The 25,116-nt window shown below is 65.8% G+C and carries 29 protein-coding genes; 17 read left to right on the forward strand and 12 right to left on the reverse strand.

What is annotated here, in order from left to right; genetic code table 11:
• Positions 1 to 77 precede the first annotated feature (77 nt).
• The 5 genes from DF286_RS08145 (at position 78) to DF286_RS08165 (ending at position 4,286) form a co-directional block, all read left to right on the forward strand.
• The gene (locus DF286_RS08145; protein WP_109270979.1) at positions 78 to 617 is read left to right on the forward strand and encodes an SRPBCC family protein; all 540 of its coding nucleotides are present in this window, start codon (positions 78 to 80) and stop codon (positions 615 to 617) included.
• A 106-nt stretch (positions 618 to 723) separates the two neighbouring features.
• Positions 724 to 2,103 (forward strand): NADP-specific glutamate dehydrogenase, encoded by a 1,380-nt coding sequence (gene gdhA, locus DF286_RS08150; RefSeq protein WP_109270980.1) that lies wholly within the window; start codon positions 724 to 726, stop codon positions 2,101 to 2,103.
• 228 nt (positions 2,104 to 2,331) lie between these two features.
• Entirely contained in the window at positions 2,332 to 2,700 is a 369-nt protein-coding gene (gene rpsM / locus DF286_RS08155) for a 30S ribosomal protein S13 (RefSeq protein ID WP_109270981.1), read from the forward strand.
• A gap of 45 nt (positions 2,701 to 2,745) precedes the next feature.
• Complete coding sequence (gene rpsK / locus DF286_RS08160; RefSeq protein ID WP_109270982.1) at positions 2,746 to 3,135, forward strand: 30S ribosomal protein S11; 390 nt, start codon at positions 2,746 to 2,748, stop codon at positions 3,133 to 3,135.
• 92 nt (positions 3,136 to 3,227) lie between these two features.
• Positions 3,228 to 4,286, forward strand: coding sequence for a DNA-directed RNA polymerase subunit alpha (locus DF286_RS08165; protein WP_109270983.1), 1,059 nt, complete (start codon positions 3,228 to 3,230; stop codon positions 4,284 to 4,286).
• 119 nt (positions 4,287 to 4,405) lie between these two features.
• Here the strand turns inward: DF286_RS08165 and DF286_RS08170 are convergent, their stop codons facing one another.
• Together DF286_RS08170 and DF286_RS08180 are read right to left on the reverse strand one after the other, a co-directional pair.
• Positions 4,406 to 4,597 (reverse strand): hypothetical protein, encoded by a 192-nt coding sequence (locus tag DF286_RS08170; protein WP_109270984.1) that lies wholly within the window; start codon positions 4,595 to 4,597, stop codon positions 4,406 to 4,408.
• A gap of 428 nt (positions 4,598 to 5,025) precedes the next feature.
• The gene (locus DF286_RS08180; protein ID WP_109270986.1) at positions 5,026 to 5,277 is read right to left on the reverse strand and encodes a DUF6894 family protein; all 252 of its coding nucleotides are present in this window, start codon (positions 5,275 to 5,277) and stop codon (positions 5,026 to 5,028) included.
• A 224-nt stretch (positions 5,278 to 5,501) separates the two neighbouring features.
• Here DF286_RS08180 and rplQ point away from each other — a divergent pair, with 224 nt between their 5' ends.
• The gene (gene rplQ / locus DF286_RS08185) at positions 5,502 to 5,924 is read left to right on the forward strand and encodes a 50S ribosomal protein L17 (RefSeq protein ID WP_109270987.1); all 423 of its coding nucleotides are present in this window, start codon (positions 5,502 to 5,504) and stop codon (positions 5,922 to 5,924) included.
• 57 nt (positions 5,925 to 5,981) lie between these two features.
• Here rplQ and DF286_RS08190 read toward each other — a convergent pair whose 3' ends face one another.
• Positions 5,982 to 6,326 carry a hypothetical protein gene (locus DF286_RS08190; RefSeq protein ID WP_146193581.1) on the reverse strand — a complete coding sequence of 115 codons (345 nt, stop codon included), beginning with the start codon at positions 6,324 to 6,326 and terminating at the stop codon, positions 5,982 to 5,984.
• Positions 6,327 to 6,461: 135 nt separating this feature from the next.
• On the opposite strand from DF286_RS08190, the gene DF286_RS08195 reads away from it, so the two are divergent.
• Positions 6,462 to 7,241, forward strand: coding sequence for a SpoIIAA family protein (locus DF286_RS08195; protein ID WP_109270989.1), 780 nt, complete (start codon positions 6,462 to 6,464; stop codon positions 7,239 to 7,241).
• 69 nt (positions 7,242 to 7,310) lie between these two features.
• Entirely contained in the window at positions 7,311 to 8,393 is a 1,083-nt protein-coding gene (locus tag DF286_RS08200) for an MBL fold metallo-hydrolase (RefSeq protein WP_109270990.1), read from the forward strand.
• A gap of 7 nt (positions 8,394 to 8,400) precedes the next feature.
• Here the strand turns inward: DF286_RS08200 and DF286_RS08205 are convergent, their stop codons facing one another.
• The 3 genes from DF286_RS08205 to DF286_RS08215 all read right to left on the reverse strand — a co-directional run bounded on the left by DF286_RS08205 (position 8,401) and on the right by DF286_RS08215 (position 10,738).
• The gene (locus DF286_RS08205) at positions 8,401 to 8,715 is read right to left on the reverse strand and encodes an antibiotic biosynthesis monooxygenase family protein (RefSeq protein ID WP_109270991.1); all 315 of its coding nucleotides are present in this window, start codon (positions 8,713 to 8,715) and stop codon (positions 8,401 to 8,403) included.
• 132 nt (positions 8,716 to 8,847) lie between these two features.
• A complete protein-coding gene (locus DF286_RS08210) occupies positions 8,848 to 9,378 on the reverse strand; it encodes a DUF3617 domain-containing protein (RefSeq protein WP_109270992.1) in 531 nt (176 codons plus the stop codon).
• Positions 9,379 to 9,397: 19 nt separating this feature from the next.
• Positions 9,398 to 10,738, reverse strand: a complete 1,341-nt coding sequence (locus DF286_RS08215) for an amidohydrolase (protein ID WP_109270993.1) — start codon at positions 10,736 to 10,738, stop codon at positions 9,398 to 9,400.
• Positions 10,739 to 11,022: 284 nt separating this feature from the next.
• Between DF286_RS08215 and DF286_RS08220 the strand changes: the two genes are divergently transcribed.
• Positions 11,023 to 11,586 carry a hypothetical protein gene (locus DF286_RS08220; protein WP_243444768.1) on the forward strand — a complete coding sequence of 188 codons (564 nt, stop codon included), beginning with the start codon at positions 11,023 to 11,025 and terminating at the stop codon, positions 11,584 to 11,586.
• Between the two features lie 72 nt (positions 11,587 to 11,658).
• On the opposite strand, the gene DF286_RS08225 is transcribed toward DF286_RS08220, so the two are convergent.
• Positions 11,659 to 12,165 carry a DUF3617 domain-containing protein gene (locus tag DF286_RS08225; protein WP_109270995.1) on the reverse strand — a complete coding sequence of 169 codons (507 nt, stop codon included), beginning with the start codon at positions 12,163 to 12,165 and terminating at the stop codon, positions 11,659 to 11,661.
• Positions 12,166 to 12,235: 70 nt separating this feature from the next.
• Here DF286_RS08225 and uvrB point away from each other — a divergent pair, with 70 nt between their 5' ends.
• From uvrB to DF286_RS15125, 3 genes are all read left to right on the forward strand, one after another.
• Complete coding sequence (gene uvrB, locus DF286_RS08230) at positions 12,236 to 14,431, forward strand: excinuclease ABC subunit UvrB (RefSeq protein WP_109270996.1); 2,196 nt, start codon at positions 12,236 to 12,238, stop codon at positions 14,429 to 14,431.
• Positions 14,432 to 14,589: 158 nt separating this feature from the next.
• Positions 14,590 to 15,189, forward strand: a complete 600-nt coding sequence (locus DF286_RS08235) for a hypothetical protein (RefSeq protein ID WP_109270997.1) — start codon at positions 14,590 to 14,592, stop codon at positions 15,187 to 15,189.
• A 92-nt stretch (positions 15,190 to 15,281) separates the two neighbouring features.
• Complete coding sequence (locus tag DF286_RS15125) at positions 15,282 to 15,812, forward strand: hypothetical protein (RefSeq protein ID WP_158274644.1); 531 nt, start codon at positions 15,282 to 15,284, stop codon at positions 15,810 to 15,812.
• Between the two features lie 364 nt (positions 15,813 to 16,176).
• Here the strand turns inward: DF286_RS15125 and DF286_RS08245 are convergent, their stop codons facing one another.
• Positions 16,177 to 17,652 (reverse strand): sensor histidine kinase, encoded by a 1,476-nt coding sequence (locus tag DF286_RS08245; protein ID WP_158274645.1) that lies wholly within the window; start codon positions 17,650 to 17,652, stop codon positions 16,177 to 16,179.
• Between the two features lie 250 nt (positions 17,653 to 17,902).
• On the reverse strand, positions 17,903 to 18,160 hold the full coding sequence (locus tag DF286_RS08250) for a hypothetical protein (RefSeq protein WP_109270999.1): 258 nt from the start codon (positions 18,158 to 18,160) through the stop codon (positions 17,903 to 17,905).
• A 276-nt stretch (positions 18,161 to 18,436) separates the two neighbouring features.
• Here DF286_RS08250 and DF286_RS08255 point away from each other — a divergent pair, with 276 nt between their 5' ends.
• A complete protein-coding gene (locus DF286_RS08255) occupies positions 18,437 to 18,667 on the forward strand; it encodes a hypothetical protein (protein WP_146193582.1) in 231 nt (76 codons plus the stop codon).
• 41 nt (positions 18,668 to 18,708) lie between these two features.
• On the opposite strand, the gene DF286_RS08260 is transcribed toward DF286_RS08255, so the two are convergent.
• Positions 18,709 to 19,326: a DNA-3-methyladenine glycosylase family protein gene (locus DF286_RS08260; protein ID WP_109271001.1), complete on the reverse strand. Its 618-nt coding sequence runs from the start codon at positions 19,324 to 19,326 to the stop codon at positions 18,709 to 18,711.
• Positions 19,327 to 19,420: 94 nt separating this feature from the next.
• Here DF286_RS08260 and DF286_RS08265 point away from each other — a divergent pair, with 94 nt between their 5' ends.
• Complete coding sequence (locus DF286_RS08265) at positions 19,421 to 19,738, forward strand: 2Fe-2S iron-sulfur cluster-binding protein (RefSeq protein ID WP_109271002.1); 318 nt, start codon at positions 19,421 to 19,423, stop codon at positions 19,736 to 19,738.
• On the opposite strand, the gene rlmB is transcribed toward DF286_RS08265, so the two are convergent.
• The gene (gene rlmB / locus DF286_RS08270) at positions 19,735 to 20,478 is read right to left on the reverse strand and encodes a 23S rRNA (guanosine(2251)-2'-O)-methyltransferase RlmB (RefSeq protein WP_109272091.1); all 744 of its coding nucleotides are present in this window, start codon (positions 20,476 to 20,478) and stop codon (positions 19,735 to 19,737) included. The two genes, DF286_RS08265 and rlmB, sit on opposite strands and share 4 nt — an antisense overlap.
• A gap of 123 nt (positions 20,479 to 20,601) precedes the next feature.
• Between rlmB and DF286_RS08275 the strand changes: the two genes are divergently transcribed.
• Positions 20,602 to 21,339, forward strand: a complete 738-nt coding sequence (locus DF286_RS08275; protein WP_109271003.1) for a hypothetical protein — start codon at positions 20,602 to 20,604, stop codon at positions 21,337 to 21,339.
• Positions 21,340 to 21,352: 13 nt separating this feature from the next.
• On the opposite strand, the gene DF286_RS08280 is transcribed toward DF286_RS08275, so the two are convergent.
• Entirely contained in the window at positions 21,353 to 22,729 is a 1,377-nt protein-coding gene (locus tag DF286_RS08280; protein ID WP_109271004.1) for a M20/M25/M40 family metallo-hydrolase, read from the reverse strand.
• Positions 22,730 to 22,838: 109 nt separating this feature from the next.
• Between DF286_RS08280 and argC the strand changes: the two genes are divergently transcribed.
• Positions 22,839 to 23,858, forward strand: a complete 1,020-nt coding sequence (argC, locus tag DF286_RS08285) for an N-acetyl-gamma-glutamyl-phosphate reductase (RefSeq protein ID WP_109272092.1) — start codon at positions 22,839 to 22,841, stop codon at positions 23,856 to 23,858.
• On the forward strand, positions 23,855 to 25,015 hold the full coding sequence (argJ, locus tag DF286_RS08290) for a bifunctional glutamate N-acetyltransferase/amino-acid acetyltransferase ArgJ (RefSeq protein WP_109271005.1): 1,161 nt from the start codon (positions 23,855 to 23,857) through the stop codon (positions 25,013 to 25,015). The genes argC and argJ overlap by 4 nt, the downstream gene beginning before the upstream one ends.
• Positions 25,016 to 25,116 lie beyond the last annotated feature (101 nt).

Below are 25,116 nucleotides of genomic sequence, written 5' to 3' on the forward strand. Positions count from 1 at the left end.
GCGCGAAGGTCATCACCTTTTGCTCCGGAAAATGGTAAGCTGGCGCCGATCTCGCGCGGTCGACTTCGGAGGTGAGAATGATGAGGCCCGCTTTCCTGGCGCTGGTGCTCCTCGCGACGGCATCTCCGGCAGTCGCCGATGTGAAGCCCGCTACGCCCATCGGGTTTGAGGCCGAGGCGAAAGCGGTGGTCAAGGTGTCGCCGGCCAAGACCTATGCCGCGCTGACGCGCATCGGCGAATGGTGGGATTCGGAACATACCTATTCCGGCGATGCGTCCAACATGACCCTGGTCGCGAAGGCCGGCGGCTGCTTCTGCGAGACCATTCCGGACGACGGCGGCACGATCGAGCATGGGCGCATCATCTATGCCCGCCCCGGCCAGACGCTGAGGTTGCAGGGCAGCCTCGGCCCCCTCCAGTCCGAAGCCGCGACCGGCACGCTCACCTGGCAGCTGAAGCCGGTCGATGGCGGCACCGAAATCACGCAAAGCTACGTCGTCGGCGGCTATATCCGCGGCAGTGCCGCCAAGCTCGCGCCCATCATCGACCAGGTGATGGGACAACAACTCGCCCGACTGGCCGAGTATCTCGGCAGATCTGCCAAGTCGGCCGATTAGGTCTCGCTAGAATTCTCTCAAAACATGCTATGGTTGCCCGTTCTCGACTCCGCGCGAGCCGAGGGGGGTAAAGCTTTTCGCGCATATTTCATCAGGGAGCGGGTGTATGAACAGGGGGGGATCTGTCCCAAAGGCGTCGGAGCATGTCGATTTCAACGCCTTCATGGAGGGCGTGAAGCGCCGCAATCCGGCGCAGCCGGAATTCGTCCAGGCTGTCGAGGAAGTGGCCGAGGACATTTTCGACTTCATCCAGGACAAGGAAGAATATCACCGCTGGCAGATACTTCGCCGCATCGCGGAGCCGGACCGGGTGGTTTCGTTCCGCGTCTGCTGGGAGGATGACAACCACAATATCCGCGTCCAGCGCGGCTGGCGCGTCCAGAACAACAACGCCATCGGCCCCTACAAGGGCGGCATTCGCTTCCATCCGTCGGTGACGGAGAGCGTCCTTAAATTCCTCGCCTTCGAGCAGACGTTCAAAAACGCGCTGACGGGCCTGCCCATGGGTGGCGGCAAGGGCGGCGCGAACTTCAATCCCAAGGGCAAGAGCGACGCCGAAATCATGCGCTTCTGCCAGAGCTACATGACCGAGCTCTACCGCCACATCGGCGCCAACATCGACGTGCCGGCCGGCGATATCGGCGTCGGCGCGCGCGAGATCGGCTACATGTTCGGCCAGTATAAGCGCATCACCAACAGCTTCGAAGGCGTCCTCACCGGCAAGGGCCTCGAATATGGCGGCTCGCTGATCCGCACCGAAGCGACCGGTTATGGCGCGGTTTATTTCCTGGAGAATATGCTGAAGACGCGGGGGCAGGAGCTGGCCGGCAAGCGCGCCGTCATCTCCGGATCGGGCAACGTCGCCACCCACGCCGCGGAGAAGGTCGTGCAGCTGGGCGGCAAGGTGCTGACCCTTTCGGACAGCGAAGGCTTCGTCCACGATCCCGACGGAATCGACCAGGAGAAGATAGACTGGGTGAAGGCGCACAAGACCAAGCGCCGCGGTCGAATTTCCCAATATGCGGACGAATTCAAGAGCGCGACCTTCCACGCCGGCAAGCGGCCCTGGGGCGTCGAGTGCGATGTCGCGCTGCCATGCGCGACGCAGAACGAGCTGCTGGCCGACGATGCCCGTGCTCTGGTCAAGAACGGCTGCATCGCCGTGTCCGAGGGCGCCAACATGCCCACCGATCTTGAAGGCGCGCATGTCTTCCGCGACGCGCAGATCCTCTATGCGCCCGGCAAGGCGGCCAATGCCGGCGGCGTCGCCGTCTCCGGCCTAGAGATGAGCCAGAATTCGGCGCGCATCAGCTGGAAGGAAGCCGAGCTTCAGCAGCTGCTGCGCGACATCATGGATGGCATCCACGGGCGCTGCCTCACCTATGGCCGGCGCGACGGCAGCGACTATGTCGATTATGTCCGCGGCGCCAACATCGCCGGATTCAAGAAGGTCGCCGACGCCATGCTGGCGTTCGGCGTCGTCTGACGCTGGATTGGACCGCCGCCCCTTGCGGGCGGCGGTCCAATTTGCCTCTTGGTGCCCTGCGTTCCGGCTTGACTCGCGCACGGCGCATCCCTAATTGCCACCTATCCCGTTCAACCGGTCGACCGGCGGCGCATTCGTGCGCGCGTCGGCTGTGCCTGTTTTAAGGGTTCAAAGCGCTGAGATAGGGCGGCTTTGCCCGCCGCCCTGTGGAGCAGGAGAAACTAGTAGATGGCACGTATTGCAGGGGTGAACATCCCTTCGAACAAGCGCGTCGAAATCGCGCTGACTTATATCCACGGCATTGGGCGCACCAAGGCCAAGGAGATCACGAGCAAGCTGAACATCGCCAGCGAGCGCCGGGTGCAGGACCTCACCGACCAGGAGGTTCTCCAGATCCGCGAAGCGATCGACGCCGACTACACCGTCGAAGGCGACCTTCGCCGCCAAGTGGCGATGAACATCAAGCGGCTGATGGACCTCGCTTCCTATCGGGGCCTCCGTCACCGCAAGGGCCTCCCGGTTCGCGGCCAGCGCACGCACACCAACGCGCGCACCCGCAAGGGCAAGGCGAAGCCGATCGCCGGCAAAAAGAAGTAAGCTGACTCGTCAGCTTCGTGATCTTCTCAGGATAGGTAGAGAAATATGGCACGCGAACCTCAGCGCCTTCGTAGGCGCGAGCGCAAAAACATCACCGCCGGCGTCGCCCATGTGAACGCCAGCTTCAACAACACGATGATCACCATCACCGACGCCCAGGGCAATGCGATCGCCTGGTCCTCGGCCGGCATGATGGGCTTCAAGGGGTCGCGCAAGTCGACGCCCTACGCCGCCCAGGTCGCGGCGGAAGACGCGGGCAAGAAAGCCGCCGACCATGGCGTGCGCACGCTCGAGGTCGAAGTGAAGGGTCCCGGATCGGGCCGCGAATCGGCGCTCCGCGCGCTGCAGGCGGTCGGGTTCCAGATCACGTCAATCCGCGACGTGACGCCGATCCCGCACAACGGCGTCCGGCCCTCCAAGCGCCGCCGCGTCTAAAAAATCGGAGGCGCCGTGGAACGGCACCGCCGCTGAACATTTTGATCGGGAGGCGCGACCCCCAGCGCTTCCCACACAGCCAAGGGAAGATCATGGCCGTCAACGCTAAAAACTGGCAGGAAATGAAGAAGCCCAACCAGCTGGAGAAGAAGCCCGGAGGCGACGCCAAGCGCAAGGCGACGTTCGTCGCCGAACCGCTGGAGCGTGGTTTCGGCCTGACGCTCGGCAACTCGCTTCGCCGCGTGCTCCTCTCCTCGCTCCAGGGCGCCGCGGTCACCTCGATGAAGATCGAGGGCGTGCTGCACGAATTCTCGTCGCTCCAGGGCGTCCGCGAGGACGTCACCGACATCGTCCTCAACGTGAAGCAGGTCGCGCTGAAGATGGAAGGCGAGGGCACCAAGCGGCTCCAGCTTTCCGCCACCGGCCCGGGCGAAGTCACCGCCGGCCAGATCGCGACGACCGGCGACATCGAGGTGATGAACCCGGACCTCATCATCTGCCATCTGGACGAGGGCGCGACGCTCAACATGGAGCTCATCGCCGAGACCGGGAAGGGCTATGTCCCCGCCGCGGCCAACCGTCCGGCCGACGCGCCGATCGGCCTCATCCCGATCGACGCGCTCTACTCGCCGGTGCGCCAGGTCAGCTATAAGGTCGAGAACACCCGCGTCGGGCAGGAGCTCGACTATGACAAGCTGACCCTGACGATCGAGACCGACGGCACGGTGACGCCCGACGATGCCGTCGCCTATGCCGCGCGCATCCTCCAGGACCAGCTGCAGCTCTTCGTCCACTTCGACGAGGCGCTGACGATGACGCAGATGCCGACCGGCGTCGCCGCCACCGCGACCGAGGCCGAAGCCGACGCCAACCAGCTCAACCGCTATCTTCTCAAGAAGGTGGACGAGCTCGAGCTGTCGGTCCGGAGCGCCAACTGCCTGAAGAACGACAACATCATCTACATCGGCGACCTCGTCCAGAAGACGGAAGCGGAAATGCTCCGCACGCCGAACTTCGGCCGCAAGTCCCTGAACGAGATCAAGGAAGTGCTCTCGTCGATGGGCCTCCGCCTCGGCATGGACATCCCCGGCTGGCCGCCTGAGAATATCGAGGAAATGGCCAAGAAGCTGGAGCAGGAACTGCTCGGATAAGATTGCTTCTACCGGTATTAAGACAGGAAGGGCCGCCAAATTGGCGGCCCTTTTTGTTTAGGCCTCGCAATCTTCAAATCGGTTGATGGCCTGCGGCTGCACGAGGCAGGTGTGGCTCCTCAAGCCACCATCGCGGCGCATGGCCTCTCGTCGACGGTCGCGACCAGCTTCCCCGCTCGCCATACTTCCACCAGCCGGCCGCGAGCGATTGGCAGGCAGTAGGCGATCGCCGCATCGTCATCGGCGAACCGGCCGATTTCCCGATCACGCTCGCCGTCAACGGTTTCACTTATGATCGCGTAGTCAAACATCCGGCACCCCTTTGATATCGAAAGGAATAATCATGGCGTGTGCGAAAAACGTGGATCGTTGAAGATGGTTTCACGCGCGGTTCGTCGGAGCCGCCGCACCGGTCGCAGGTCGGCGCTCGACTGTTTCATCCGCGGCTGCCGGGACCTGATCGAGCCTGCTCCGCAGCTCGGAATGCCAGGGCGGCTCCTCGTTCGTGAGGCGAAAGGCGCGGTTGAGGAGGAAACGCGCCCGGTGCAGCCGCGTGAAAGCTCTCTTCCCGCGCGTTGCTTTCCGCTCGTTGAATACGCGGTCGCGCCGCATCTGAGCTGCGGTGCGCCAGAACATATAGCTTAGCATGCCCAGCACCAGGACCGGGATAACGGCATAGATCATTCCAGTCGAACGATGCCTGCCCGAGCCGGTTCCCGCCCCGGTGCGCCCCTGCCGTTTAGCGACGAAGCGGTGCCGTGGCTGCCGAGTTTGTGGCCGTGATCTGCATCACATAGAGGATGAGGCCGGTTTGGTCCGTTACGTCGACTCGCCAGTCTTCATCGATCCAGATTTGGTTGGCGTGATCTTTCAGGAGGTCACCGACGAAGCGAGCGACCTCGATCCGCAGCTCGGTGAGATCGGCTTTTTCAACCTGCAGCGTCTCCGACACACGGCTCTCGGTTCTCAACTCGATGTTATAGCGAGCCATGGATCGGTCTCCTTGGCAGCCCTAACTGCTTTGACCCTCGCTAGTTCCTAAGCGTGCTCCGAACGCGCGAAGCTTGACTCTGCGGGCGCAATCGGCTTTGGGAGCGCGGCATATGAGGCGGGGCCGCGGCTCCGCTGTTTTGTTTGGGGTTTGGGCCGTCCCCCATTTGGCGGCCTGGTCCGGAGTACCTTGAACGGCTCCGGGACGAACGAAAGGTAAGACCCATGCGTCATCGCGTCGGCGGGCGTAAGCTCCAGCGTACTTCCAGTCACCGGGCGGCCCTGTTCCGCAACATGGCGGCCGCGCTCATCAAGCATGAGCAGATCACCACCACCACCGCCAAGGCGAAAGAGCTTCGTCCCTATGTCGAGAAGCTGATCACGCTCGCCAAGAAGGGCGGCCTCTCCAATCGTCGCCTCGCCCATTCGCGCCTGCTCGACGACACGCAGCTGAAGAAGCTGTTCGACGTGCTGGCCGATCGCTACGCCGATCGCAACGGTGGCTATACCCGCATCATCAAGGCCGGCATCCGCGCCTCGGACGCCGCGCCGATCGCCATCATCGAGCTGGTCGACCGCGATGTCGACGCCAAGGGCCAGGACAGCGGCCCCGTAATGGCCGACGAGGACGAGTTCGAGGCGGCGTAAATACCGCCTCCTTTTCTCCATCCTGGTAAGCAAAGGGTCGCCCTCGGGCGGCCCTTTTCATTGGCGCGTCACGCGGATGGCGTTGCCGCGGTCGCTGGTGAGAGCGCGGGTCTCGCCGCGCCGGAAGGGCGCGGCGTAGGGCCAGCATTCGCGCGGAGCCCCTGTCCAGTAGAAGCAGAGGTTGCGGTTCTCGACCGACCAGCGGCCCGTGACGACGCTCTCGCCGAAGGCGGCGCGGACGGTGCCGTCGCCCTGGAAGAGCAAGTGCGTGATCTGGCCGCGCGACGTCTGCATCCTCAGCGCCTCGCCGACCAGCTCGTCACCGGCGCGGCCCATCCCCAAGGTGGCGCAGCCGCCGAGCGTGAGGGCGCCGAGGAGGAGGGCGAGAAGGGAGTGGCGCATCTTCATCTTCCTTTCCGGTGCTAAGAGCGTTTCGGTGCAGTAAGGGTTCCGTGGGCCGGCGCAAGGCACCCCTTCTCCGGTGGTCATGGATCGGAAGCGCCGGCGGACCGCGTTGCCCACCGCAAGGAGGCGCGAATGCTCGAATTTCTTCCCACCACCGACTCCGCCATCGCGGTCCGCATCGACGGCCGCGTGGAGGCGCGCGATTTCGGCGCCGTGCTGGACCGTGTCGAGGCCTCGCTGTCGGCGCGGGAGCGGACGCACTTCTATGTGGAGGTAGAGGCGCTTTCCGGCGTCGATATGGACGGCATGGGCGCCTATGTCGTCCGCGCCACCGGTTTGCTCGGCCGGCTGGAGCGGTTTGGCCGCATCGCCGTGGTCGCGGATCAGTCCTGGATCCGGTGGGCCGCCCGGATCGAGAGCGCGTTGCTGCCCAAGGTTCGCTACGAGACCTTCATCCTAGCCGAGCGCGAACAGGCGCTCGCCTGGGTCGAGGGCAAGGTCGAGCACCCCCACCGCCCGGCGCTCAAGATCATCGACACGGACAAGCCGGACGTGCTCGGCTTCGAGATCGACGGAAGGGTCACCGTGCAGGAACTCGAGGCGCTGGTCCGCGCCTTCCAGCCGGCGCTGGATCGCGGCGAGCCTTTGCGCGTCGTCGGCCGCGTGCGCGACTTCGGCGGTGTCGAGATGTCGGCTTACGCCAATCGCGACTATTTCGAGATGAAATCGCGCATGCTTCGCCATGTCGAACGCTATGCCGTGGTCGGCGGACCGGACTGGTTGAAGTCATGGATCGCGATGCTCGACCCGCTCTTCCGCGTGGACATGCGGCATTTCCAGGCGGACGAGGAGGCGCAGGCCTGGGCATGGGTCGGCGCCTCGCCGACGGGAGAAAGGCCCGCCGTCGCCTAGCCAGGCGCCGGCTCGCATCGGCTCGCACGCCGCCGGTTGCGGGGCGGCGGCGCTTTGCTATGCGGGGCCATGCGTATCTGGATGAAGCGCCTCGGCGCGGCGCTGCTGTTCCTCGTCATGGGGCTGTGCTTCGCCCCAACCCTGGTGCCGCCCTTCCTCGACCGCATCTATTATGATGGCCCTGCGAGCGGCCATTATGACGGCGAGCGCTTCTTCAATCCGGGCGGCAACGCGGCGGAGGTCGAGGTGCACGAGCGGGGACGGCTGTCATTCCTGATCGGCGGATCGACCGGCGCGGCGGCGGAATGGCCGGACCGGGTGCCGGTCAGGCAGACGGTGCCGCCGCGACGGGTGGAGGGTGAGGCGATGCGCGTCACCTGGATCGGCCATGCGACGGTGCTGGTCCAGACCCGCGGCCTCAACATCCTCACCGATCCGGTCTGGTCCGAGCGGGTGTCGCCCTTCTCCTTCATTGGGCCCATGCGGGTGCGGGCCCCGGGCGTGCGGTTCGAGGACCTGCCGCCGATCGACCTCGTGCTCGTCAGCCACAATCATTACGATCATCTCGATCTGGCGACGCTCAAGCGGCTGTGGAAGCGGGACCGGCCGCTGATCCTCACCGGCCTCGGCAACGACACGATCCTCAAGGACGAGGGGATCGAGGCGACGGCGCTGGATTGGGGCGGGCGCGCTCGAGTGACCGACGGCGTCGAGGTGATGGTGGAGCGCAACCATCATTGGAGCTCGCGCTGGGGCACCGATCGGAACCGTGCCTTGTGGTCGGCCTTCACGGTGACGCTCCCGGGCGGAAACATCTACTTCGCCGGAGACACCGGCTGGGGCGACGGAAGCTGGGCGACGGAAGCGGCGGCGCACGGGCCGTTCCGCCTGGCCCTGATCCCGATCGGCGCATATGAGCCGCGCGATTTCATGGCGGTGAACCACATCAATCCGGAAGAGGCGATGCGGCTCTTCGATCAGCTCGATCCGGCGGCGGCGCTGGGCATCCATTGGGGCACGTTCCAGCTCACCTGGGAGCCGATCGACGATCCGCTGCGCCGGCTGGAGGCGCTGAAGAGGACGAGGGCAGGCGCGCGGGACCGTTTCGTGACGGTCGAGGCGGGCGGATCGTTCGAGGTGCCCGGCCTCTAGGGTCCGTCTAAGCGGCGACGTTGAACGCGCCTATCCTCTCCTCCCGGACGGTCAGCGCCGCGCATTGCTCGTCCAGCGCCCGGTAGGCCTCGCCGGCTGCGGCCTTAAACGCCTCGAAGTCAGACCACGATCGCCACCGATCGAGCGTTATGTATATTCCGCCGCCGCCCGCCAGCAGCTCGGTTTCGATGAAGCCTTCAGCGGTAGCGAACAGCCGCGCCCAGTCGCCGTCGCGGCCGTAGACACGCTCGAAGGCCTCGCGATTGGCATCGGCGACTTCGTACCGCCAGACGACCACGAAGGGGCCAGTGGCGCCGATCATGCCTGGTCCTTCTCGCTGAAAGCGGCCCTCATTGCGAGCGGAGCGAAGCCATCCAGTGCGGCGAATAGGCAAGCCTGGATGGCTTCGTCGCTTTGCTCCTCGCAACGACGGATCGGCGAGCTTCTCTGCGCCTCAGCCGACGCATTCGCCGACGCGTTCGCCGCTGGTGCGGGCCTTGACGGTCATGGTGACGCCGCCCGGCAGGCCGCCCGTCTCCATGTCCATCGTCATGTCATAGGCTTCGTCGCTGTAGGTGCCGTCCATCTTCATCACCATCGTGCCCGGGAGCTGGCCGCCGGTGCAGGTCATGGTGCCGGTCATCCGGCCGTCCTGCATCGACCAGTCCTGATAGGTGCAGTCGCTGGTCTTCTGGACGGCGAGGAAATTGGCGTTGGGCTGGGCCGCCTGCTCGGGCGTGATGCAGTTGCTAACCGTGGTCTTCTGGCCGACCATCTGCGCCAGGGCTTCCTCCGGCACGCCCGGCGCGCTCGCCGAGATGATCTCGTTGGTGGCCTCCCACTGGCCCGGCTGGATCTTCATGTCGGCGAGCTGTTCGGCGACTTCTTCGGCGGACATGTCTCCGCCCTCCTGCTTGGGGGCGTCGAACAGGTTGCAGCCGGCAAGGGGAAGGAGAGCGGCGAAGGTGAAGGCGGCTAGTCTCATAGTAGGAAACTCCTGAAGATCATTGCGCGGCGGCCGAAGCGCGGGCGGGAGAGAGAAGGTCGAGCACGGCGACCGTCATCGCCTCGGTGCCGAGGCGGACGGAAGGTTCGGGCTCGATCTTGAAGAGCGGCGAATGGTGGGACGGAATCGGAGGCCCGCCATTTTCGGACGCGTCGATCTCCGCCTGGGGCGTGCCGCCGACGGCGAAATAGGCACCGGGGACGCCAAGCTCCGGCTGGACGAAATAGGCAAAGTCTTCCGCGCCCATGCCTTCGCGCGGTTCGGAGTGGAGCACGTCCTTGCCGAACGCGCGTTGGAAGGCCTCGCGCATGCGGGCGGTGAGTTCGGCATCGTTCATCGTCGCCGGCGTGGATTCGCGGCTGACCTTCACCTCCGGCAGCTTGGCGTCGGGCAGGCCATTCATCCGGCCGACATTGACGGCGATGCGCTTGATGCCCTGCAGCAACGTCTGCCGCGTCTCCTCATCGTCGGAGCGGACGGTGAGCTGCATCTCGGCGCGGTCGGAGATGATGTTGTGCTTGAGGCCCGAGTGGAAGGCGCCGACGGTGACGACGCCGGGCTTCAGCGGAGAAATCTCGCGGCTGACCAGGGTCTGGAGTGCCATGATGACCTCGGCCCCCATCACGATCGGGTCCTTGCCGGTATGGGGACTGGCGCCGTGCGCGCCGACGCCGTGGATGATGATGTCGACGCTGTCGGACGAGGAGGCGTTGAGGCCCGGTTCCATGATAAGCTTGCCGGTCGGGGTGCCGGAGGAGACATGGAAGGCCAACGCATAGTCGGGCTTGGGAAAGCGGGTGTAGAGGCCGTCCTCCAGCATCTTGCGGGCGCCGCCGATCCGCTCCTCGGCGGGTTGGGCGATGAACACGATAGTGCCCTTCCAGCGATCCTTCATCGCGGCGAGGCGGCGGGCGGTGCCGATCAGCGAGGTGATATGCACGTCATGGCCGCAGGCGTGCATCACCGGCATCTTCTGGCCTTCGATGTCGACCTGGGTCGCGGTGGAGGCATAGGGAAGGCCGCTCGCCTCCTTGACTGGAAGGCCGTCCATGTCGGCGCGGACCAGCACGGTCGGGCCCTCGCCATTCTTCATGATGCCAACGACGCCGGTGCCGCCGACGCCCTCCGTCACCGTCGCTCCGGCCGCGCGGAGCTCCTTGGCGATGATCCCGGCGGTGCGGTTCTCGACGTAGCTCAGCTCCGGATTCTTGTGGAAATCGATGAACAGCGCTTCGAGATGCTCGTCGTAATCGGCCTTCACCTCGTCGGCGAAGTCCGGCGCGGCGAGCGCGGGCGCGGCGATCAGAACAGTGGCAAGAAGCAAAGGCGTCAGGCGCATCGATCAATCCCCTCATTTTTGAGGATTGGTAGCGCCTGCTGGCGTCGCTGGCTATCCCATTGCGCAGCCACCGACCCGCCTGCCGCTGATCTCGAACCAGCGGCGTCATAGGTCATTCGGGCAGCATAGTACGTAATGAGTCAGTTCTTGTTATGTTCTCGCTTTTGCGCTAGAGCTTTGCCACAGGTTCACGAAGAGGGAGCGTGATGGGGTCGCACTCAATCCGGCGCGTCGGCGCTCGAAACCGTCGCAGGCTGAAATGGGTCGCGCGGATCGGTGTTCCAATGACGATGGCGGTCGCCGTGTCGCTGCCCGCTCCAACGGTCCGCGCGACGCCTGCAACGCTTCCCACCCAGGCGCTGGTGTCCACATCTATGGCGACCTCGAACGCCAATGGGCAGAAGAGGGCGAGGCAAGAGGCGGCTCAGGACAAGTTCGACGAGATCGGTCCGATCCTGAATGCGATAGGCGGTGAGGGGGCGGCGATCGTCGGCGGCGACCCCGACGGGTTGTACATCTATGCCGAGCTCGATGACGGCGCGGTCGTCGCTGGGGTGTTCAAGGACGAGGGCGAGACCGTCCGCTACTTTGAACCCACGCCGGAGCTTGTCGGCCTCCTGCACGACGCTTGGGAAGCCGAAAATTGGGATGAGGCCCTGCGGTGGGTAGTCATGGAATATGAGGTCGACGGCAGCCAGTTCGACGCCCAGTTCAGATATGCCGAAGAGCTCGATCCGAACGAGGATTCTAGGGATCGACGTCGCGCTGCCCTCGAGGAGCGCTATGGCGGCAAGCCCGTGATCTATCCTCCCGTGCCCGAGCATTTCCAGGAAGTGACGAGCGAGTAACCGCGCACGGATCAGCGCGCAGAAGTTCCTTCCCTGGACGTTGGGACGGCAGCGTTGGCGCGCCGCCTGACCCTATGCGTTTTGATCAGGCGCGCACTCGCCGATGCGTCGTCCGATCAACTTGGCCGCGATGCTGACATCGCCATAGGCGCCGAAATAGGTGTCGGCGCTCGCGCTGGCTTCGATGCTGTCGGCGGTGAACTTGCCGTCGATCGTCCGCATCACCTGGCCGCCGAGATCGGGCGGCGTGCAGGCGATCGAGACGTTGATACGGCCGCGCGACATGTAGAAATTCTTATATTCGCACGTCTCGCCCTCTATCCCGGCGAACAGCGTGGCATCGGGCTTCTCGGCATCGGCCGCCGTCAGGCAATGGCTGAAGGTCGTGTGGCTTCCGACCTCTTGGTCGAGCGCCGGCTTCCCCTTGTCGGTGGCGACAAGGCGAGTGACTTCCCGTGAGATCTCCCATTGTCCCGGCTGCAGCGCCGAGGCGACTTCGACTTTCGGTGTTTCCTGGTCCGCCGTGGCGTCGGAGCAGGCGGCGGTCACAAGCAGTGGAATGAGTGCGAGCCTACGCATCCGCAATCCCCCCTAGTCGTCTTGTCCCGCCAAGGTAGCGCAGATCGGCCACCATGACCATATTGCCGCCATGGCCATCCAGATTCGCACCGGTCTCGACGAGCCGGAAACCGGGACAAGCTTCGTTCCCCACCGACCGCAGCGGCCGGAAAAGGCTGAAGGCGGCAAGCGCTTCAAGATCGTGTCGGACTATGAGCCCGCCGGCGACCAGCCGACGGCGATCAAGGAACTTGTCGAACAGATCGACGCGGGCGAGCAGACCCAGGTGCTCTTGGGCGTTACCGGCTCCGGCAAGACCTTCACCATGGCGAAGGTGATCGAAACGCTGCAGCGCCCGGCGCTGGTGCTGGCGCCGAACAAGATCCTCGCCGCCCAGCTCTACGGGGAGTTCAAGAGCTTCTTTCCGGAGAATGCCGTCGAATATTTCGTCAGCTATTACGATTATTACCAGCCGGAAGCCTACGTGCCTCGCTCGGACACGTACATCGAGAAGGAAAGCTCGGTGAACGAGGCGATCGACCGGATGCGCCATTCGGCCACCCGGGCGCTGCTGGAGCGGGACGACGTGATCATCGTCGCCTCCGTCTCCTGCCTCTACGGCATCGGCTCGGTCGAAACCTATTCGGCGATGGTCTTCAGCCTCAAGAAGGGCGAGACGGTCGACCAGCGCGAGATCATCCGAAAGCTCGTCGCCCTCCAGTACAAGCGCAACGACCAGGCGTTCGCGCGCGGCAATTTCCGGGTGAGGGGCGACAATCTGGAGATTTTCCCCAGCCACTATGAGGACACGGCCTGGCGGATCAATTTCTTCGGCGACGAGATCGAGGAGATCGTCGAGTTCGATCCGCTGACCGGAAAGAAGGTCGCCAGCCTCGATTATGTGAAGGTCTACGCCAATTCCCACTATGTGACGCCGGGGCCGACGCTCAAACAGGCGATGGAGGCGATCCGCCACGAGCTCGCCGAGCGGCTGAAGGAGCTTCAGGCGGAGGGCAAACTGCTGGAGGCGCAGCGGCTCGAGCAGCGTACCAATTTCGACCTCGAGATGATCGCGGCGACCGGCTCCTGCGCCGGGATCGAGAATTACAGCCGCTTCCTTACCGGCCGCCTGCCCGGCGAGCCGCCGCCGACCCTGTTCGAATATCTGCCCGAGAACGCGCTGCTATTCGTCGACGAGAGCCACCAGACGGTGCCGCAGATCGGCGCGATGGCGCGGGGCGACCATCGGCGGAAGATCACGCTCGCCGAATATGGCTTCCGCCTGCCGAGCTGCATCGACAACCGGCCGCTGCGCTTCAACGAATGGGACGCGATGCGGCCCCAGTCGGTGGCGGTCTCGGCGACCCCCGGGCCATGGGAGATGGAGCAGACGGGCGGCGTCTTCTCCGAGCAGGTCATTCGCCCCACGGGCCTCATCGATCCGCCGGTCGAGATCAAGCCGGTCGAGGATCAGGTCGACGACCTCATCCACGAGGCGAGGGAGACGGCGAAGAAGGGCTACCGCACTCTCGTCACCACGCTCACCAAGCGCATGGCGGAGGATTTGACCGAGTTCCTCCACGAGGCGGGGCTGAAGGTCCGCTATATGCACTCCGACGTCGAGACCTTGGAGCGCATCGAGCTGATCCGCGACCTTCGACTAGGCGTCTACGACGTGCTGGTGGGCATCAACCTGCTCCGCGAAGGTCTCGACATCCCCGAATGCGGCCTCGTCGCGATCTTGGATGCCGACAAGGAGGGCTTCCTTCGCTCCGAGACCTCGCTCATCCAGACCATCGGCCGCGCCGCGCGCAACGTCGAGGGGCGCGTCATCCTCTACGCCGACCGCATCACCGGCTCGATGGAACGGGCGCTGCGCGAAACCGATCGGCGGCGCGAGAAGCAGCGGGAATATAACGAGGCCCACGGCATCACGCCGACCACCATCAAGCGCAACATCGCCGATGTGCTCGCCGACGTGTCGCAGCGCGACAGCGTCGTCGTCGACACCGGCGACGAGGAGGCGCCCCATCTCGTCGGGCACAATCTGCGCGCCTATATCGAGGATCTTGAAAAGCGCATGCGCGCCGCCGCCGCCGACCTGGAGTTCGAGGAAGCCGGCCGCCTGCGCGACGAAATCCGCCGCCTCGAAGCCGACGAGCTCGGGCTTCCCGATCATGAGAAGAAGGCGCCGCTTATGGGGCGTTCCAACGAGGGCAAGCCCGGCACGCGCAAGACCCGCTATGGCAAGCAGCGGCAGATCAGGATGGGCAAGAGGCGGGCCTGACCCATCATTGCGATTGCGCTCCACTCGGCTGGGCGATCATGGATGCCGCGACGGCATGCGGCTGGCGATCCGGGGTTCTGCCGGCCTTGTCAGGAGAGCCAAATCAGGCTTTGAGGAGCGGTCGCATCAGCCGTCCGTCATGTTGGAGGAGAGACTTCATGCCCCGCTTGGTCGCCTTTTCGGCCCTTCTGGTGCTCGCCGCCTGTGCCGACAGCGAACCGCCCGATCCGACGCCGGCGGACGATGACGGCGCCTACAACATGATCGATCCGGTCACTACTCAGGTGACGCAGGACACGGCTCCGGCCATCGGCAACTGGACGCGGACAATGCAAGACGAGCGGCCGGCGTTGGCCTTCGGGCCGACTGGGGCGGAGCCGCTCTTCAGTCTGCGCTGCGACGACCGAGAGGGCATATTGCTCCACCGGCACGGCGTCGTCGAAACGGGCAGCGCCGGCATGATGACGCTGACGCTGGGTGGGGACCAGCACCGGCTCGCGGTCGATCCGGTCGCGGGGCCGCCGCCGATGCTTCGCGCCACCGTGTCCGCGAACGACCCGGTCCTGGATGCGCTCGGCGCGCAGGAAAGCCCGCTCGAGCTGGAGGTCGGGGACGGACCGCCGCTGGTGCTGCCGCCCAGTCCGATGATCGGCGAGTTCATCGCGGCATGCGGCCGCGGCGAAGCCCCGCCGCTCGTCGGAAACGAGGAGGCGGACAATGCCGCGAATGCCGCCGCCCCCGCCGACGAGACGCCGTGACGACTATCGTTCTCAGCCTGCCCTAAATTCGGCGTTGGATCGAAAGCGAGGCTGTCGTGTTGTTCTGGGACGAGAGACGGGAGCGGTTTTCCATGAAGTCCATGCGTATCCTTGTGCTGTTCGGCGCGCTGGCGGCCGTGGCCTGCGTGCCCCGCCCGGCGCCGACACCCGAGCCACGACCGGAGCCGGCGCCGCAGCCACCGCCCCCTGCCGCGCCGCCGCCGCCCGCCGCCGACTGGCGCGACGTTCCACTGACGCCCGGCCACTGGGTCTATAGCGCGGAAGGGACAGCATCGCAGGCGCAGTTCGGCCCCGCCAACAGCGAGCCGCTGTTCAGTGTTCGCTGCGATCGCTCCCAGCGGCAGATCGTCCTGTCGCGCTCCGGCGCGGCGAGCGGCAACGCGATGACGATCCGCACCACCTCCGGCGCGCGCAGCTTTCCGGCGGCGGGCGGCGGCGGGCCCCGCGCTTACGTCCAGGCCGCGGTCCCGGCGAGCGATCGCTTCCTCGACAGCATGGTCTTCAGCCGCGGCCGCTTCACCGTCGAGATGCCGGGCGGGCCGATGCTCGTCATACCGGCCTGGCCGGCGCCGGCACGGGTCGTGGAGGACTGCAGAAGCTGATCGGGGAAGTCGTGCACAACGCGGCGCGAAGCATGGAATCCTACCGACAAAATAGTTGAATACAAGTCTTGATCGGTGACTCCCCGCGACTCATTATTGCCTTGTGTTCAACAGCGAAAGGAGGTGATCCGATGTCTCATGGTTCAGCAGAGGGGTCGGTTCTGTTCGTTCGGGAGATGAAAGGCTAAGCCTTTCCAAGGTCTTCCGGGCTGGAGCATCCGGCCGCTGACCATGTTCGGAGGGTCGTCGCGCGAATGCGCGGCGGCCCTTCAACTTTTATTGGCATTGCCGATCGAAAGACTGCACCGCTGATCTCGGCGACATCGGCGAGCAGCAACATCGCTGTTCATTCGCGGCTCGGCGGCTATTTGCGGGCGATCCGGTTATCCCTATCCTTGCCGCTAGTCGGAGGGGGCGCGGACGTCAGGGTCAGGCGGAAGACGGCCCCCCCGGCGGGCCCGTTGTTCGCCCAGATCTTTCCGCCATGAGCCTCGACGATGGTGCGGCTGATCGCCAATCCGATCCCCAGCCCTTCGGCCTTGGTGCTGTGGAAAGGCGCGAACAGCACCGCGTCGGCGATATCGCCAATGCCAGGGCCGGTATCGGCGACGGTGACCTCGATGAGATCCTCGCGAAGCAGGCGCGTTGCGATTACGATCTCGCGCACCGGCGCGGTCTCCATCGCCTCGGCTGCATTGCGGATGAGGTTGATCAGCACCTGCTGGATCTGCACCTGGTCGACATAGGCCCAGCGGGCTTCCGCGGCGAGATCCAAGCGACAGGTGACCTGCGCCGGACTGATGTCGGACAGGGCAAGCCTGACGGACTCGTGGATTAGCAAGTCGAGATCTTCCGGTCGCGTATCGGCTGCACCTCGATAGACGAGGCCGCGCAGCCGGCGGATGATTTCGCCGGCGCGCAACGTTCCCTCCTCGGCCGCCGCCAGCGCCTCGGCGACTTCCTCGAGATTGGCTTGTGTCGGCCTCTCAAGCAGCCGACGGCTGCCGCGGACGTAATTGGCGACGGCGGTGAGCGGCTGGTTGAGTTCGTGCGCGAGCGTCGAGGCCATCGCGCCCATCGCGCTCAACCGCGCGGCATCGCCGACCTCCGATTGGAGGCGGCGCAGCGCCGCCTCCGCCGCGCCGCGCTCACGTTCGCGCCGCTCGAGGTCGGCATGGGCCGTCTCGATGAGATCCGCCAACCGCTCCTTCTCTTCGATCGTCGTCAAGAGGGTGACGGCGTTGTTGTGAAGCTGTGCGCAGATGCCAATCGACAGGCGGGTGGCGGCCAGCGCGACGAGCCCCAGCGCCAGATAATAGGGATTTCCCGACAGGATCAGGGCAAGGCCCAACAAACCGTTGACCCCCACGATGCGGCCCAATGCGATGCGGGGGCGGTAATGATAGCGCACGCTCACCCAGGCGGCGCCGAGGGCGATGAGACCTATCATCAAGTGAACGAGCGTGTCGCCGCTGGCCAATATCGCGCGGGCGCCCATCAGGCCGATTCCGGCAGTGACGCCCCAGGAAAGCCATTCGAAGCGCCGCTCGAAGGCGCGGACCGCTTCGGCGCTTTGCTCCAATATCCGTCGCTTTGCGTAATGGCGCCGCATCGGAACGATCGCCAGGATCGCCGCGCAGGTCGCGGCGGTGAGGGCGGCGAGCACCAGGTCGCCCGACCGCCAGGATGCCAGTCCGCCGATCGCCGCCACGATCAGCACTTCCAGCATGTTGACTGAAGGCGGCGTGCCGAACAGCTGGCCGACGAGCGCTATGTAGAGACGCGGCGGCAGCGTCCGCCAGGAGTCCGCGCTGAGAGAGTGCCGCCATCCTTCAGCCACGGATCGTTTCCCTCTGTCAGCCATGCGAAGCTAACTCAGCTACGAAGCGGTTGGCAATGGACGGAAAAAATGATGATTGGACCGGTCGTTGCCGGGTGAGCCTGCCGGGGCGCCGCGCAAGGAGCGAGGGCGTTGGCTTCACCAGAGCCAGTGCGGGCTGAAGACGAAAAAGGCCCCGACGGGAAGCCGGGGCCAGTATCACCGCATAAAGCTAGGGAGTTTCCGCGGTGCGTGTCTGTACGGGGCCGGTCTATTGGCGGTTGCTCTCGACGCTAGCGTCAGCGGCATTCGCCTCGGTGGCATTGCCGGCGTCGAGGGCGTTCACCTCGTCGCCGATAGCGTTCACCTCGTCGCCGAGGGTGTCGTCGACCGGCGCCAGCGTTTCGTCTTCGGGCACGGCGAGCGTGTCGGTGGCGGCATTGTCGACGGCAGTCTCCTCGGACGCGCCGCTGCAGGCCCCGAGTGCGACCAAGCCGGCACCCAGGATAGCAATAGAAAGACGCTTCATATGTTCATCCCCTGTTGTCTATTCCCTGTTGAACAAGGGAGAAGACATACAGGTGCCAAGCCGGGGGGCAACGCGAAACGGCCGACCAAGGCATGTTTGGAAGGATCCTGTCGTCCGCCCGACAATCGGGAGAAAGTCCTTGCGTCTCGAGCGGCGGACGAGCGGTTTCCTTCGCCTTCCGAAAATCCTTCAGCGGACGGCATGATACTGATATGGTCTCCCATTCATGCACCGATGGAGCCGCGGGAGCGCCGGCTCGGATCTCGGAGGCTTCTAATGATTCCAGATAAGGATCCCGACAGCAGGTCCATGCGGGCTCCAGGCCATCCTCCGCTCGCCGGATTTTTCGGAGAGGTTCAGGAGCCGACCCACGACGATCCCGATCGCAAGGTCGCCCGGGGTGCCAACATCCTCTCGTCCCTGCGCCAGGGTAAGCTCGACCTTCCGGCGGACGATCTCGATGATTCCGATGACCTCGGCGATCGCGGCCTCCGCGGTTTCAGCTAGATTATCGCAGGGGGCGTGCAGCCGGCCGACGTCGTGCCCGCTCAGATCGGCGCGACGCGGCGATGGTGCCAGCTGAAGACGGCCGCCGCGCCGCGATGCGGGCGCCACGCTTCGGCGAGCTCGCGAATGCGTTTCTCGCTGGGCTTTTCGGGTAGGTTCAGGATGCGGCCGACTTCCATCTGGATGGCGAGGTCGCCGGCGGGCCAGATGTCGGTGCGGCCTTCCGCGAAGAGAAGATAGATTTCGGCGGTCCAGCGGCCGATGCCCTTGATGTGGGTGAGGAGCTTGATCGCTTCCTCGTCGTCAGTCGGAAGGTCCGCGAGGTCGATCCTCTTGGCCAGCACCTCATCGGCGAGGCTTTGGGCGTAGACGACTTTCTGGCGCGAGAGGCCTGCGCCGCGTAGCGTCTCCTCGCTCGCGGCCGCGATCTTGCGCGGATCGCCGCAGCCGCCGACCGCGGCGTCGAGCTTTTCCCAGATGGCGGCGGCGGCCTTGATGCTCACCTGCTGGCCGACGATGGCGCGCAGCAAGGTGATGTAGCCGGGCTCGCTGATCCTAGGCTCCGGATAGCCGACGCGGGACAGCGCCGCGGCGAAGGCGGGTTCCCGCTTCGCCAGCTCGTCCAGCGATTCCCGCAATGCCTCAACCGGAATGCCCACCCGCGACTCCCTTCATCTTGCCTCGCGGGTCGCGCCTAGCATAGGAGGCGGCGCGCGCATTCCTCTTTTCAGCTTTCAAGGACAGCTTTCCGCAATGCCCAAGCTCACGGTCGTTACTCGCGATGGAACGGAAATGACGATCGAAGGGCGCGCCGGGCTTAGCGTCATGGAGGTGATCCGCGACAATGGCCTGGACGAGCTGCTGGCGCTATGCGGCGGCTGCTGCTCCTGCGCCACCTGTCACGTCCAGGTCGACGAGGCATGGACGGACGCCCTGCCGCCCAAAAGTGACGACGAGGACGACCTGCTCGACAGCTCGGACCACAAGCAGGCGAACAGCCGCCTGTCCTGCCAGATCCAGTTCAGCGACGCGCTGGACGGGATGCGCGTGACGATCGCGCCAGAGGACTAAGCGCGGCCCACCGTCGCCGCGTAAAGCGCGATGGCGGCGGCATTGGAAACATTGAGGCTTTCGATGCGGTCGCTGATGGGGAGGCGGGCGAGGGCGTCACAATGGGTCTCGGTGTTCTGGCGCATGCCTTCGCCCTCGGCGCCCAGGACAAGCGCGATACGGGGCGGACCCATGGCTTCCGCCAGGGTCATGTCCGCCTCGCCGGTGAGGCCGACGCGCCAGAAGCCGGCTTCGGCGATCTCGTCGAGGGCGCGGGCGAGGTTGACGACGCGGACCCAGGGCACCGTCTCCAGCGCGCCGCTCGCCGCCTTGGCGAGCGCCCCGGATTCGGGCGGAGCGTGGCGGTCCTGGGTGACGATGCCGAGCGCGTCGAAAGCGGCTGCGGAGCGGAGGATGGCGCCGACATTGTGGGGATCGGTCACCTGATCGAGGACCAGCAAGGGGCGGCGCTCTGGCGCGCCCTCCACAATGTCGCCGAGCCAGAGGTCCGGCAGCTTATCGACTTCGGCGACGACGCCCTGGTGCGGCGCGTCGCGCGGCACCAGCCGGCCGAGATCGGCGGCATCGGCGTAGGTGACGGGGATCGACGGATCGACGTCGAAGGCGTGAGCCGCCTCCCGCGTCAGCCACAGCCGGACGATCGTGCGCTCGGGATTGGCGAGCGCGGCCGCGACCGCGTGGCGGCCCCAGAAGCGAGGGCGGTTCTCGGCCTTGGTGGCCTGACGGGCTTTACGACGCATGCCGCGGTGCATGGCGCCGGCGGCCAGCGCTTTCAAGAGCCGGAATACTCGAAATGCGCCTGATGCGTGGCAGGGAGGCGCAGGATCATGCTATAGAGCGGGTCGGGCCCGGAGGAGCGGATCATGGCGACACGCACGCCAGCGGTGGGCAAGGCTCGCAACGAGCGGCTGTTCTTCGGCACCATGGCCGTCGCCATCCTCGCCGCGATATTCATAGGTTTCGCCCCCAGCTTCTACCTTCGCGACGCGATTCCCGCGCCGCGGCCGCTGCTGCCGATGACGCCGCTCGTCATCCTGCACGGGCTGCTGTTTTCCTCATGGGTGTTGCTGTTCATGACGCAGACGCTGCTGATCAGCGGCGGCAGGACGGATATCCATCGCCGCCTCGGCCGCCTCGCCATGGTGCTGCTTCCGGCGATGATTGTCGTCGCGACGCTGACCGCGCTCGGCGGCGTAGCGAGACAGTCAGGCCCGCCTACGGTCCCGCCGCTGTCCTGGCTGGCGGTGCCGCTGCTGGACGTCCCCCTGTTCGCGGGCCTGATCGGAGCCGCGCTGTATTTCCGTCACAAGCCGCAGGTGCACAAGCGATTGATGCTGATCGCGATGATCGGATTGCTCCCGCCCGCGATCGGGCGCATGCCGGTCTCGGACATATTCCCCGGCCCGATCGGTTTCTTCGGCGTCTCCGCCTTGTTCCTGCTGCCGCTCTTCGCTTGGGATTATGCGAGCAAGGGCCGGCCGCAGACGGCGACGGTCGCGGGCGCCGCGGCGGTGATAGGCTCCGACATATTCCGGATCGCGATCTGGGAAACGCCGGCCTGGCTCGCCTTCGCGCGCTGGGCAAGCGCGCTGGTCAACTAGCCCTCGCCCCGCTTTACCGGCTGAGGTCTCGCAGCAGCGAGCGCCAATGCTCGAGCGACGGGCCGATGCCCGCGACCGGAACCCGCTCATTCAAGCCGTGAGCGAAGCTGTCCTCGGCGCGGATGAAGAGGCTGGAGACGCCGTAGCTCGGCACGCCGGCGGCACGGAAATGATAGCTGTCGGTGGCGCCCGCCGACATGCTCGGCACGACGGCGAGGTCCGGATAACGGGCGTGCACCGCCTTAGTGACGGCCGCCATCACGTCGGGGCGGAGCGGCGAAGCGTCGCTGCCGGTCGGGTCGTCGAGGACGGTGACCTGCGCTTTCTCGTCGGCGACGAGCTCCGTGAGCTTCGCCTTGACCGATTCGACCGACACTCCGGGGAAGATGCGGCAATTGATGTTGGCCGTGGCCCGCTGGGGGAGGGCATTAGGGGCGTGCCCGGCATTCACCATCGTCGCGACGCAAGTGGTGCGCACCTGGCCGATGAATTCGGGCCGGGAGGAGATGAGATCCGCCGCCGCCCTGTCGGTGGGGTCCTTGGCGAAGCGGGCCATGGCCGCGCCGATCTCCCCGCCGATCTGCTCGCTGGCCGCCGTCAGAGAGGCGCGCGTGAGCTCGTTCGCCTGCGGCGGGAAGTCATAGGCGCCGATCCGCTGCAGCGCCGCGGCGAGGTGCTGGATGGCATTGTCGCCGGTCGGCGCGCTGGAATGGCCGCCGGGGCTGGTGAAGGTGATCTCGAAATCGGCATAGGTCTTCTCGCCGCCCTGGAGGCCGTAGAAGACCGGCTTACCGTCGGGGCCGAGCAGACCGCCGCCGCCGTCGCCGTTCAACACGAGCTCCGCGCCTTTCAGCTGCTGGGCGAGGGCGCGGGTGGTCGCCATGGCGGTTTCCTCGTCGCCGGTGAGGGCGAGCACGATCGTGCGCTCCGGCTTGAAGCCGTCCCGCCGCATCTGGGCCAGGGTCGCGACCATCATGCTGATGTCGTATTTATTGTCCTCGACGCCGCGGCCGTAGAGGTAGCCCTGCTCCTCGATGGCGATGAAGGGATCGCGCTCCCAATCCTCCGGCTTGGCCGCGACTACGTCCATATGGCCGAGCAGCACGATCGGCTTGGCGTCGCCGGTGCCCGGCCAGCGGGCGACGAGGGTCGCCGTCTCGCCCATCGGTGTCACGGTGATGTCGCTGTCGGGAAAGCCCGCTTCCTTCAGCACCGAGGCGAGATAGGCGGCATAGGCGGGCACCTGGCCCTGCCCCTCGACCGTCTTGAAGGCAACGGAGCGCTTCAGGATGTCCTTGGCCTCAGCGATATCGGTGGGGCCGATATTCTGCGCCGAAACAGGCGCCGCCGCCGCCAAAGCCAGACCCAGGAAAGCAGAACGCAGCTTCATAACCCCTCCCTCAGAAAGAGCGGCATGTTTGCGCGCCTTGCGACGGGGCGCAACCGAGCAGCAATAAAATAATATTGCATATATATGTATAAATATACATATGCACCGCATGATTCGTGTGGCTATCTTCGGCGCGTCCGGTTTCGTGGGCGGGGAACTGCTTCGGTTGTGCGCGGCGCATCCGGGCCTTGAGGCCGTGCGGCTGTTCGGCGACAGCCGGGCCGGGCAGGCGGTGGAGGAGGTGCATCCGCATCTCGCGCTGGCCTACGCCGGCGCGCGCATCGAAGCCTATGCGGGCGGGACATCGCTCGACGACATCGACCTCGTCTTTGCCGCGCTTCCCCATGGTCAGTCGCAGTCGCTCGCGCCGGCGATATTGGAGCGCGGCATTCCCTTCGTCGATCTTGGCGCGGACTTTCGCCTGAAGGACGCGGCGGCCTACGAGCAGTGGTATGGCGAACCGCACCAGGCGCCGGAGCTGCTGGGCGCTTTCGTGTACGGCATTCCCGAGCTGCACCGGGACGCGATCCGCTCCGCGGCGGCGGTCGCGGCGGCCGGCTGCTACCCCACCGCGACGATATTGGCACTGAAGCCGCTTGTGGATGCCGGGCTGATCGATCCGGCGAGCCTCGTCGTCGATGCCGTCTCCGGCGTCAGCGGCGCGGGCAAGGGGCTGAAGGACTCCACCCACTTCAACAGCGTCTCGGAATCGCTCTCCGCGTATGGCCTTCTCACTCACCGGCATACCGCGGAGATGGAGGCGGCTCTCGACGCGCAGCTGCTGTTCACGCCGCATCTGGCGCCGATGAACCGGGGCATCCTCGCTACCTGCTACGGCACCGCGACTGGGCCGATGGCGGCCGACGCGCCGCTGCAGGCGTTGCGGACGGCCTATGCCGACGAGCCCTTCGTCCATGTCACCGACCAGGCGCCAGCGACCAAATGGACGCTGGGTTCCAACGCCGTCCAGGTCACCGCCCGCTACGACGCGCGCACCGGACGGGTGCTCGCCATCGCCGCCCTCGACAATCTGGTGAAGGGCGCGGCGGGCCAGATGATCCAGTGCGCCAACCTCATGCTCGGCCTCGACGAGGGCGCGGGCCTCTCAACCTGTGGAGTCTACCCATGAGCGTCACCGCCGCCCCCGGCTTCGTCGCCTCCGGCATCCATGCCGGCATCAAGCGCCGGCGCCACGACATGGCGCTGATCGCGACCGATGACGCTCGGCCGGTCACCGCGGTCGCCGTCTTCACGCAGAACAAGTTCTTCGCGCCGCCGGTGGGCGTGAGCCGCCGGAAGCTCGCCGAGAGTGGCGGGCGGGCGGCGGCTGTCATTGTCAATTCCGGCAACGCCAATGCGGGCACCGGGCTGCAGGGCTATGCCGATGCGGAGGCGATGTGCGAAGCGACGGCAGAGGCGATCGGGTGCGCGACCGGCGACGTGCTAGTCTGCTCCACGGGCATCATCGGCAACCTCCTGCCGATGGATAAGGTGCTGCCGGGCGTTTCGAAGCTGGCCCAAACGCTTTCCGCCGAGGGATCGGAAGCGGCGGCGAAGGGCATCCTCACCACCGATCATGTTCCGAAGGAAGCGGTTGTGAAGGGCTCGACCTTCACCCTCGGCGGGATGGCCAAGGGCTGCGGCATGATCGCGCCCAACATGGCGACCATGCTCGCCTTCCTCACCACCGACGCCGACGTGCCGGCGGACGAGTTGCAGGCGATCCTGCGCGATGCCGCCGACCGCACCTTCAACACGCTGAACGTCGACGGCGCGACGTCCACCAACGACACCGTCATCCTGCTCGCCAACGGCCGGGCGGGGCGGCCGGACATGGCGGAGTTCGCGGGCGCCGTGCACAAGGTCTGCGAGGACCTCACCTGGCAGATGGCGCGCGATGCCGAGGGCGTGACCAAGATGGTCACGCTCCGCGTCACTGGAGCGGCGAGCGATGCCGAGGCGCGGACCGCGGCCAAGTCGATCGCCGAGAACAATCTCGTCAAATGCTCCTGGTACGGCTCCGATCCCTATTGGGGCCGGTTGCTCGCCGCCGCCGGGTCCGCCGGGATCGACTTCGATCCGGAGAGGGCGGCGGTCGCCTATGGCGGGATCACCGTCTCGAAGGCCGGCGCTCCGGTCGCCCATGACGTGGCCGCGGTGGCGGAGCACATGAAGAATGAGCGGATCGACATCGAGGTCGCGCTCGGCCTCGGCACCGGCGCGGCGCAGGTGATCGGGATCGACCTCGGCCCCGGCTACATCAAAGAGAATTCGGTGACCTCATGAGGCGCACACATCTTATCGTCACCCCGGCGAAGGCCGGGGTCTCAGGACAAGACGTCTCGGCGGTTCCCCACGAGACCCCGGCCTTCGCCGGGGTGACGGGA

The organism is Sphingosinicella humi, from assembly GCF_003129465.1.
In the GTDB taxonomy this organism is placed as follows: domain Bacteria; phylum Pseudomonadota; class Alphaproteobacteria; order Sphingomonadales; family Sphingomonadaceae; genus Allosphingosinicella; species Allosphingosinicella humi.

Excerpts from the sequence above, each read along its gene's own strand:
- DF286_RS08145 (WP_109270979.1), top strand. The coding sequence starts at position 78 with ATGATGAGGCCCGCTTTCCTGGCGCTGGTGCTCCTCGCGACGGCATCT.
- gdhA (WP_109270980.1), top strand. The coding sequence starts at position 724 with ATGAACAGGGGGGGATCTGTCCCAAAGGCGTCGGAGCATGTCGATTTC.
- rpsM (WP_109270981.1), top strand. The coding sequence starts at position 2,332 with ATGGCACGTATTGCAGGGGTGAACATCCCTTCGAACAAGCGCGTCGAA.
- rpsK (WP_109270982.1), top strand. The coding sequence starts at position 2,746 with ATGGCACGCGAACCTCAGCGCCTTCGTAGGCGCGAGCGCAAAAACATC.
- DF286_RS08165 (WP_109270983.1), top strand. The coding sequence starts at position 3,228 with ATGGCCGTCAACGCTAAAAACTGGCAGGAAATGAAGAAGCCCAACCAG.
- DF286_RS08170 (WP_109270984.1), bottom strand. The coding sequence starts at position 4,597 with ATGTTTGACTACGCGATCATAAGTGAAACCGTTGACGGCGAGCGTGAT.
- DF286_RS08180 (WP_109270986.1), bottom strand. The coding sequence starts at position 5,277 with ATGGCTCGCTATAACATCGAGTTGAGAACCGAGAGCCGTGTGTCGGAG.
- rplQ (WP_109270987.1), top strand. The coding sequence starts at position 5,502 with ATGCGTCATCGCGTCGGCGGGCGTAAGCTCCAGCGTACTTCCAGTCAC.
- DF286_RS08190 (WP_146193581.1), bottom strand. The coding sequence starts at position 6,326 with ATGCGCCACTCCCTTCTCGCCCTCCTCCTCGGCGCCCTCACGCTCGGC.
- DF286_RS08195 (WP_109270989.1), top strand. The coding sequence starts at position 6,462 with ATGCTCGAATTTCTTCCCACCACCGACTCCGCCATCGCGGTCCGCATC.
- DF286_RS08200 (WP_109270990.1), top strand. The coding sequence starts at position 7,311 with ATGCGTATCTGGATGAAGCGCCTCGGCGCGGCGCTGCTGTTCCTCGTC.
- DF286_RS08205 (WP_109270991.1), bottom strand. The coding sequence starts at position 8,715 with ATGATCGGCGCCACTGGCCCCTTCGTGGTCGTCTGGCGGTACGAAGTC.
- DF286_RS08210 (WP_109270992.1), bottom strand. The coding sequence starts at position 9,378 with ATGAGACTAGCCGCCTTCACCTTCGCCGCTCTCCTTCCCCTTGCCGGC.
- DF286_RS08215 (WP_109270993.1), bottom strand. The coding sequence starts at position 10,738 with ATGCGCCTGACGCCTTTGCTTCTTGCCACTGTTCTGATCGCCGCGCCC.
- DF286_RS08220 (WP_243444768.1), top strand. The coding sequence starts at position 11,023 with ATGACGATGGCGGTCGCCGTGTCGCTGCCCGCTCCAACGGTCCGCGCG.
- DF286_RS08225 (WP_109270995.1), bottom strand. The coding sequence starts at position 12,165 with ATGCGTAGGCTCGCACTCATTCCACTGCTTGTGACCGCCGCCTGCTCC.
- uvrB (WP_109270996.1), top strand. The coding sequence starts at position 12,236 with ATGGCCATCCAGATTCGCACCGGTCTCGACGAGCCGGAAACCGGGACA.
- DF286_RS08235 (WP_109270997.1), top strand. The coding sequence starts at position 14,590 with ATGCCCCGCTTGGTCGCCTTTTCGGCCCTTCTGGTGCTCGCCGCCTGT.
- DF286_RS15125 (WP_158274644.1), top strand. The coding sequence starts at position 15,282 with ATGAAGTCCATGCGTATCCTTGTGCTGTTCGGCGCGCTGGCGGCCGTG.
- DF286_RS08250 (WP_109270999.1), bottom strand. The coding sequence starts at position 18,160 with ATGAAGCGTCTTTCTATTGCTATCCTGGGTGCCGGCTTGGTCGCACTC.
- DF286_RS08255 (WP_146193582.1), top strand. The coding sequence starts at position 18,437 with ATGATTCCAGATAAGGATCCCGACAGCAGGTCCATGCGGGCTCCAGGC.
- DF286_RS08265 (WP_109271002.1), top strand. The coding sequence starts at position 19,421 with ATGCCCAAGCTCACGGTCGTTACTCGCGATGGAACGGAAATGACGATC.
- rlmB (WP_109272091.1), bottom strand. The coding sequence starts at position 20,478 with ATGCGTCGTAAAGCCCGTCAGGCCACCAAGGCCGAGAACCGCCCTCGC.
- DF286_RS08275 (WP_109271003.1), top strand. The coding sequence starts at position 20,602 with ATGGCGACACGCACGCCAGCGGTGGGCAAGGCTCGCAACGAGCGGCTG.
- DF286_RS08280 (WP_109271004.1), bottom strand. The coding sequence starts at position 22,729 with ATGAAGCTGCGTTCTGCTTTCCTGGGTCTGGCTTTGGCGGCGGCGGCG.
- argC (WP_109272092.1), top strand. The coding sequence starts at position 22,839 with ATGATTCGTGTGGCTATCTTCGGCGCGTCCGGTTTCGTGGGCGGGGAA.
- argJ (WP_109271005.1), top strand. The coding sequence starts at position 23,855 with ATGAGCGTCACCGCCGCCCCCGGCTTCGTCGCCTCCGGCATCCATGCC.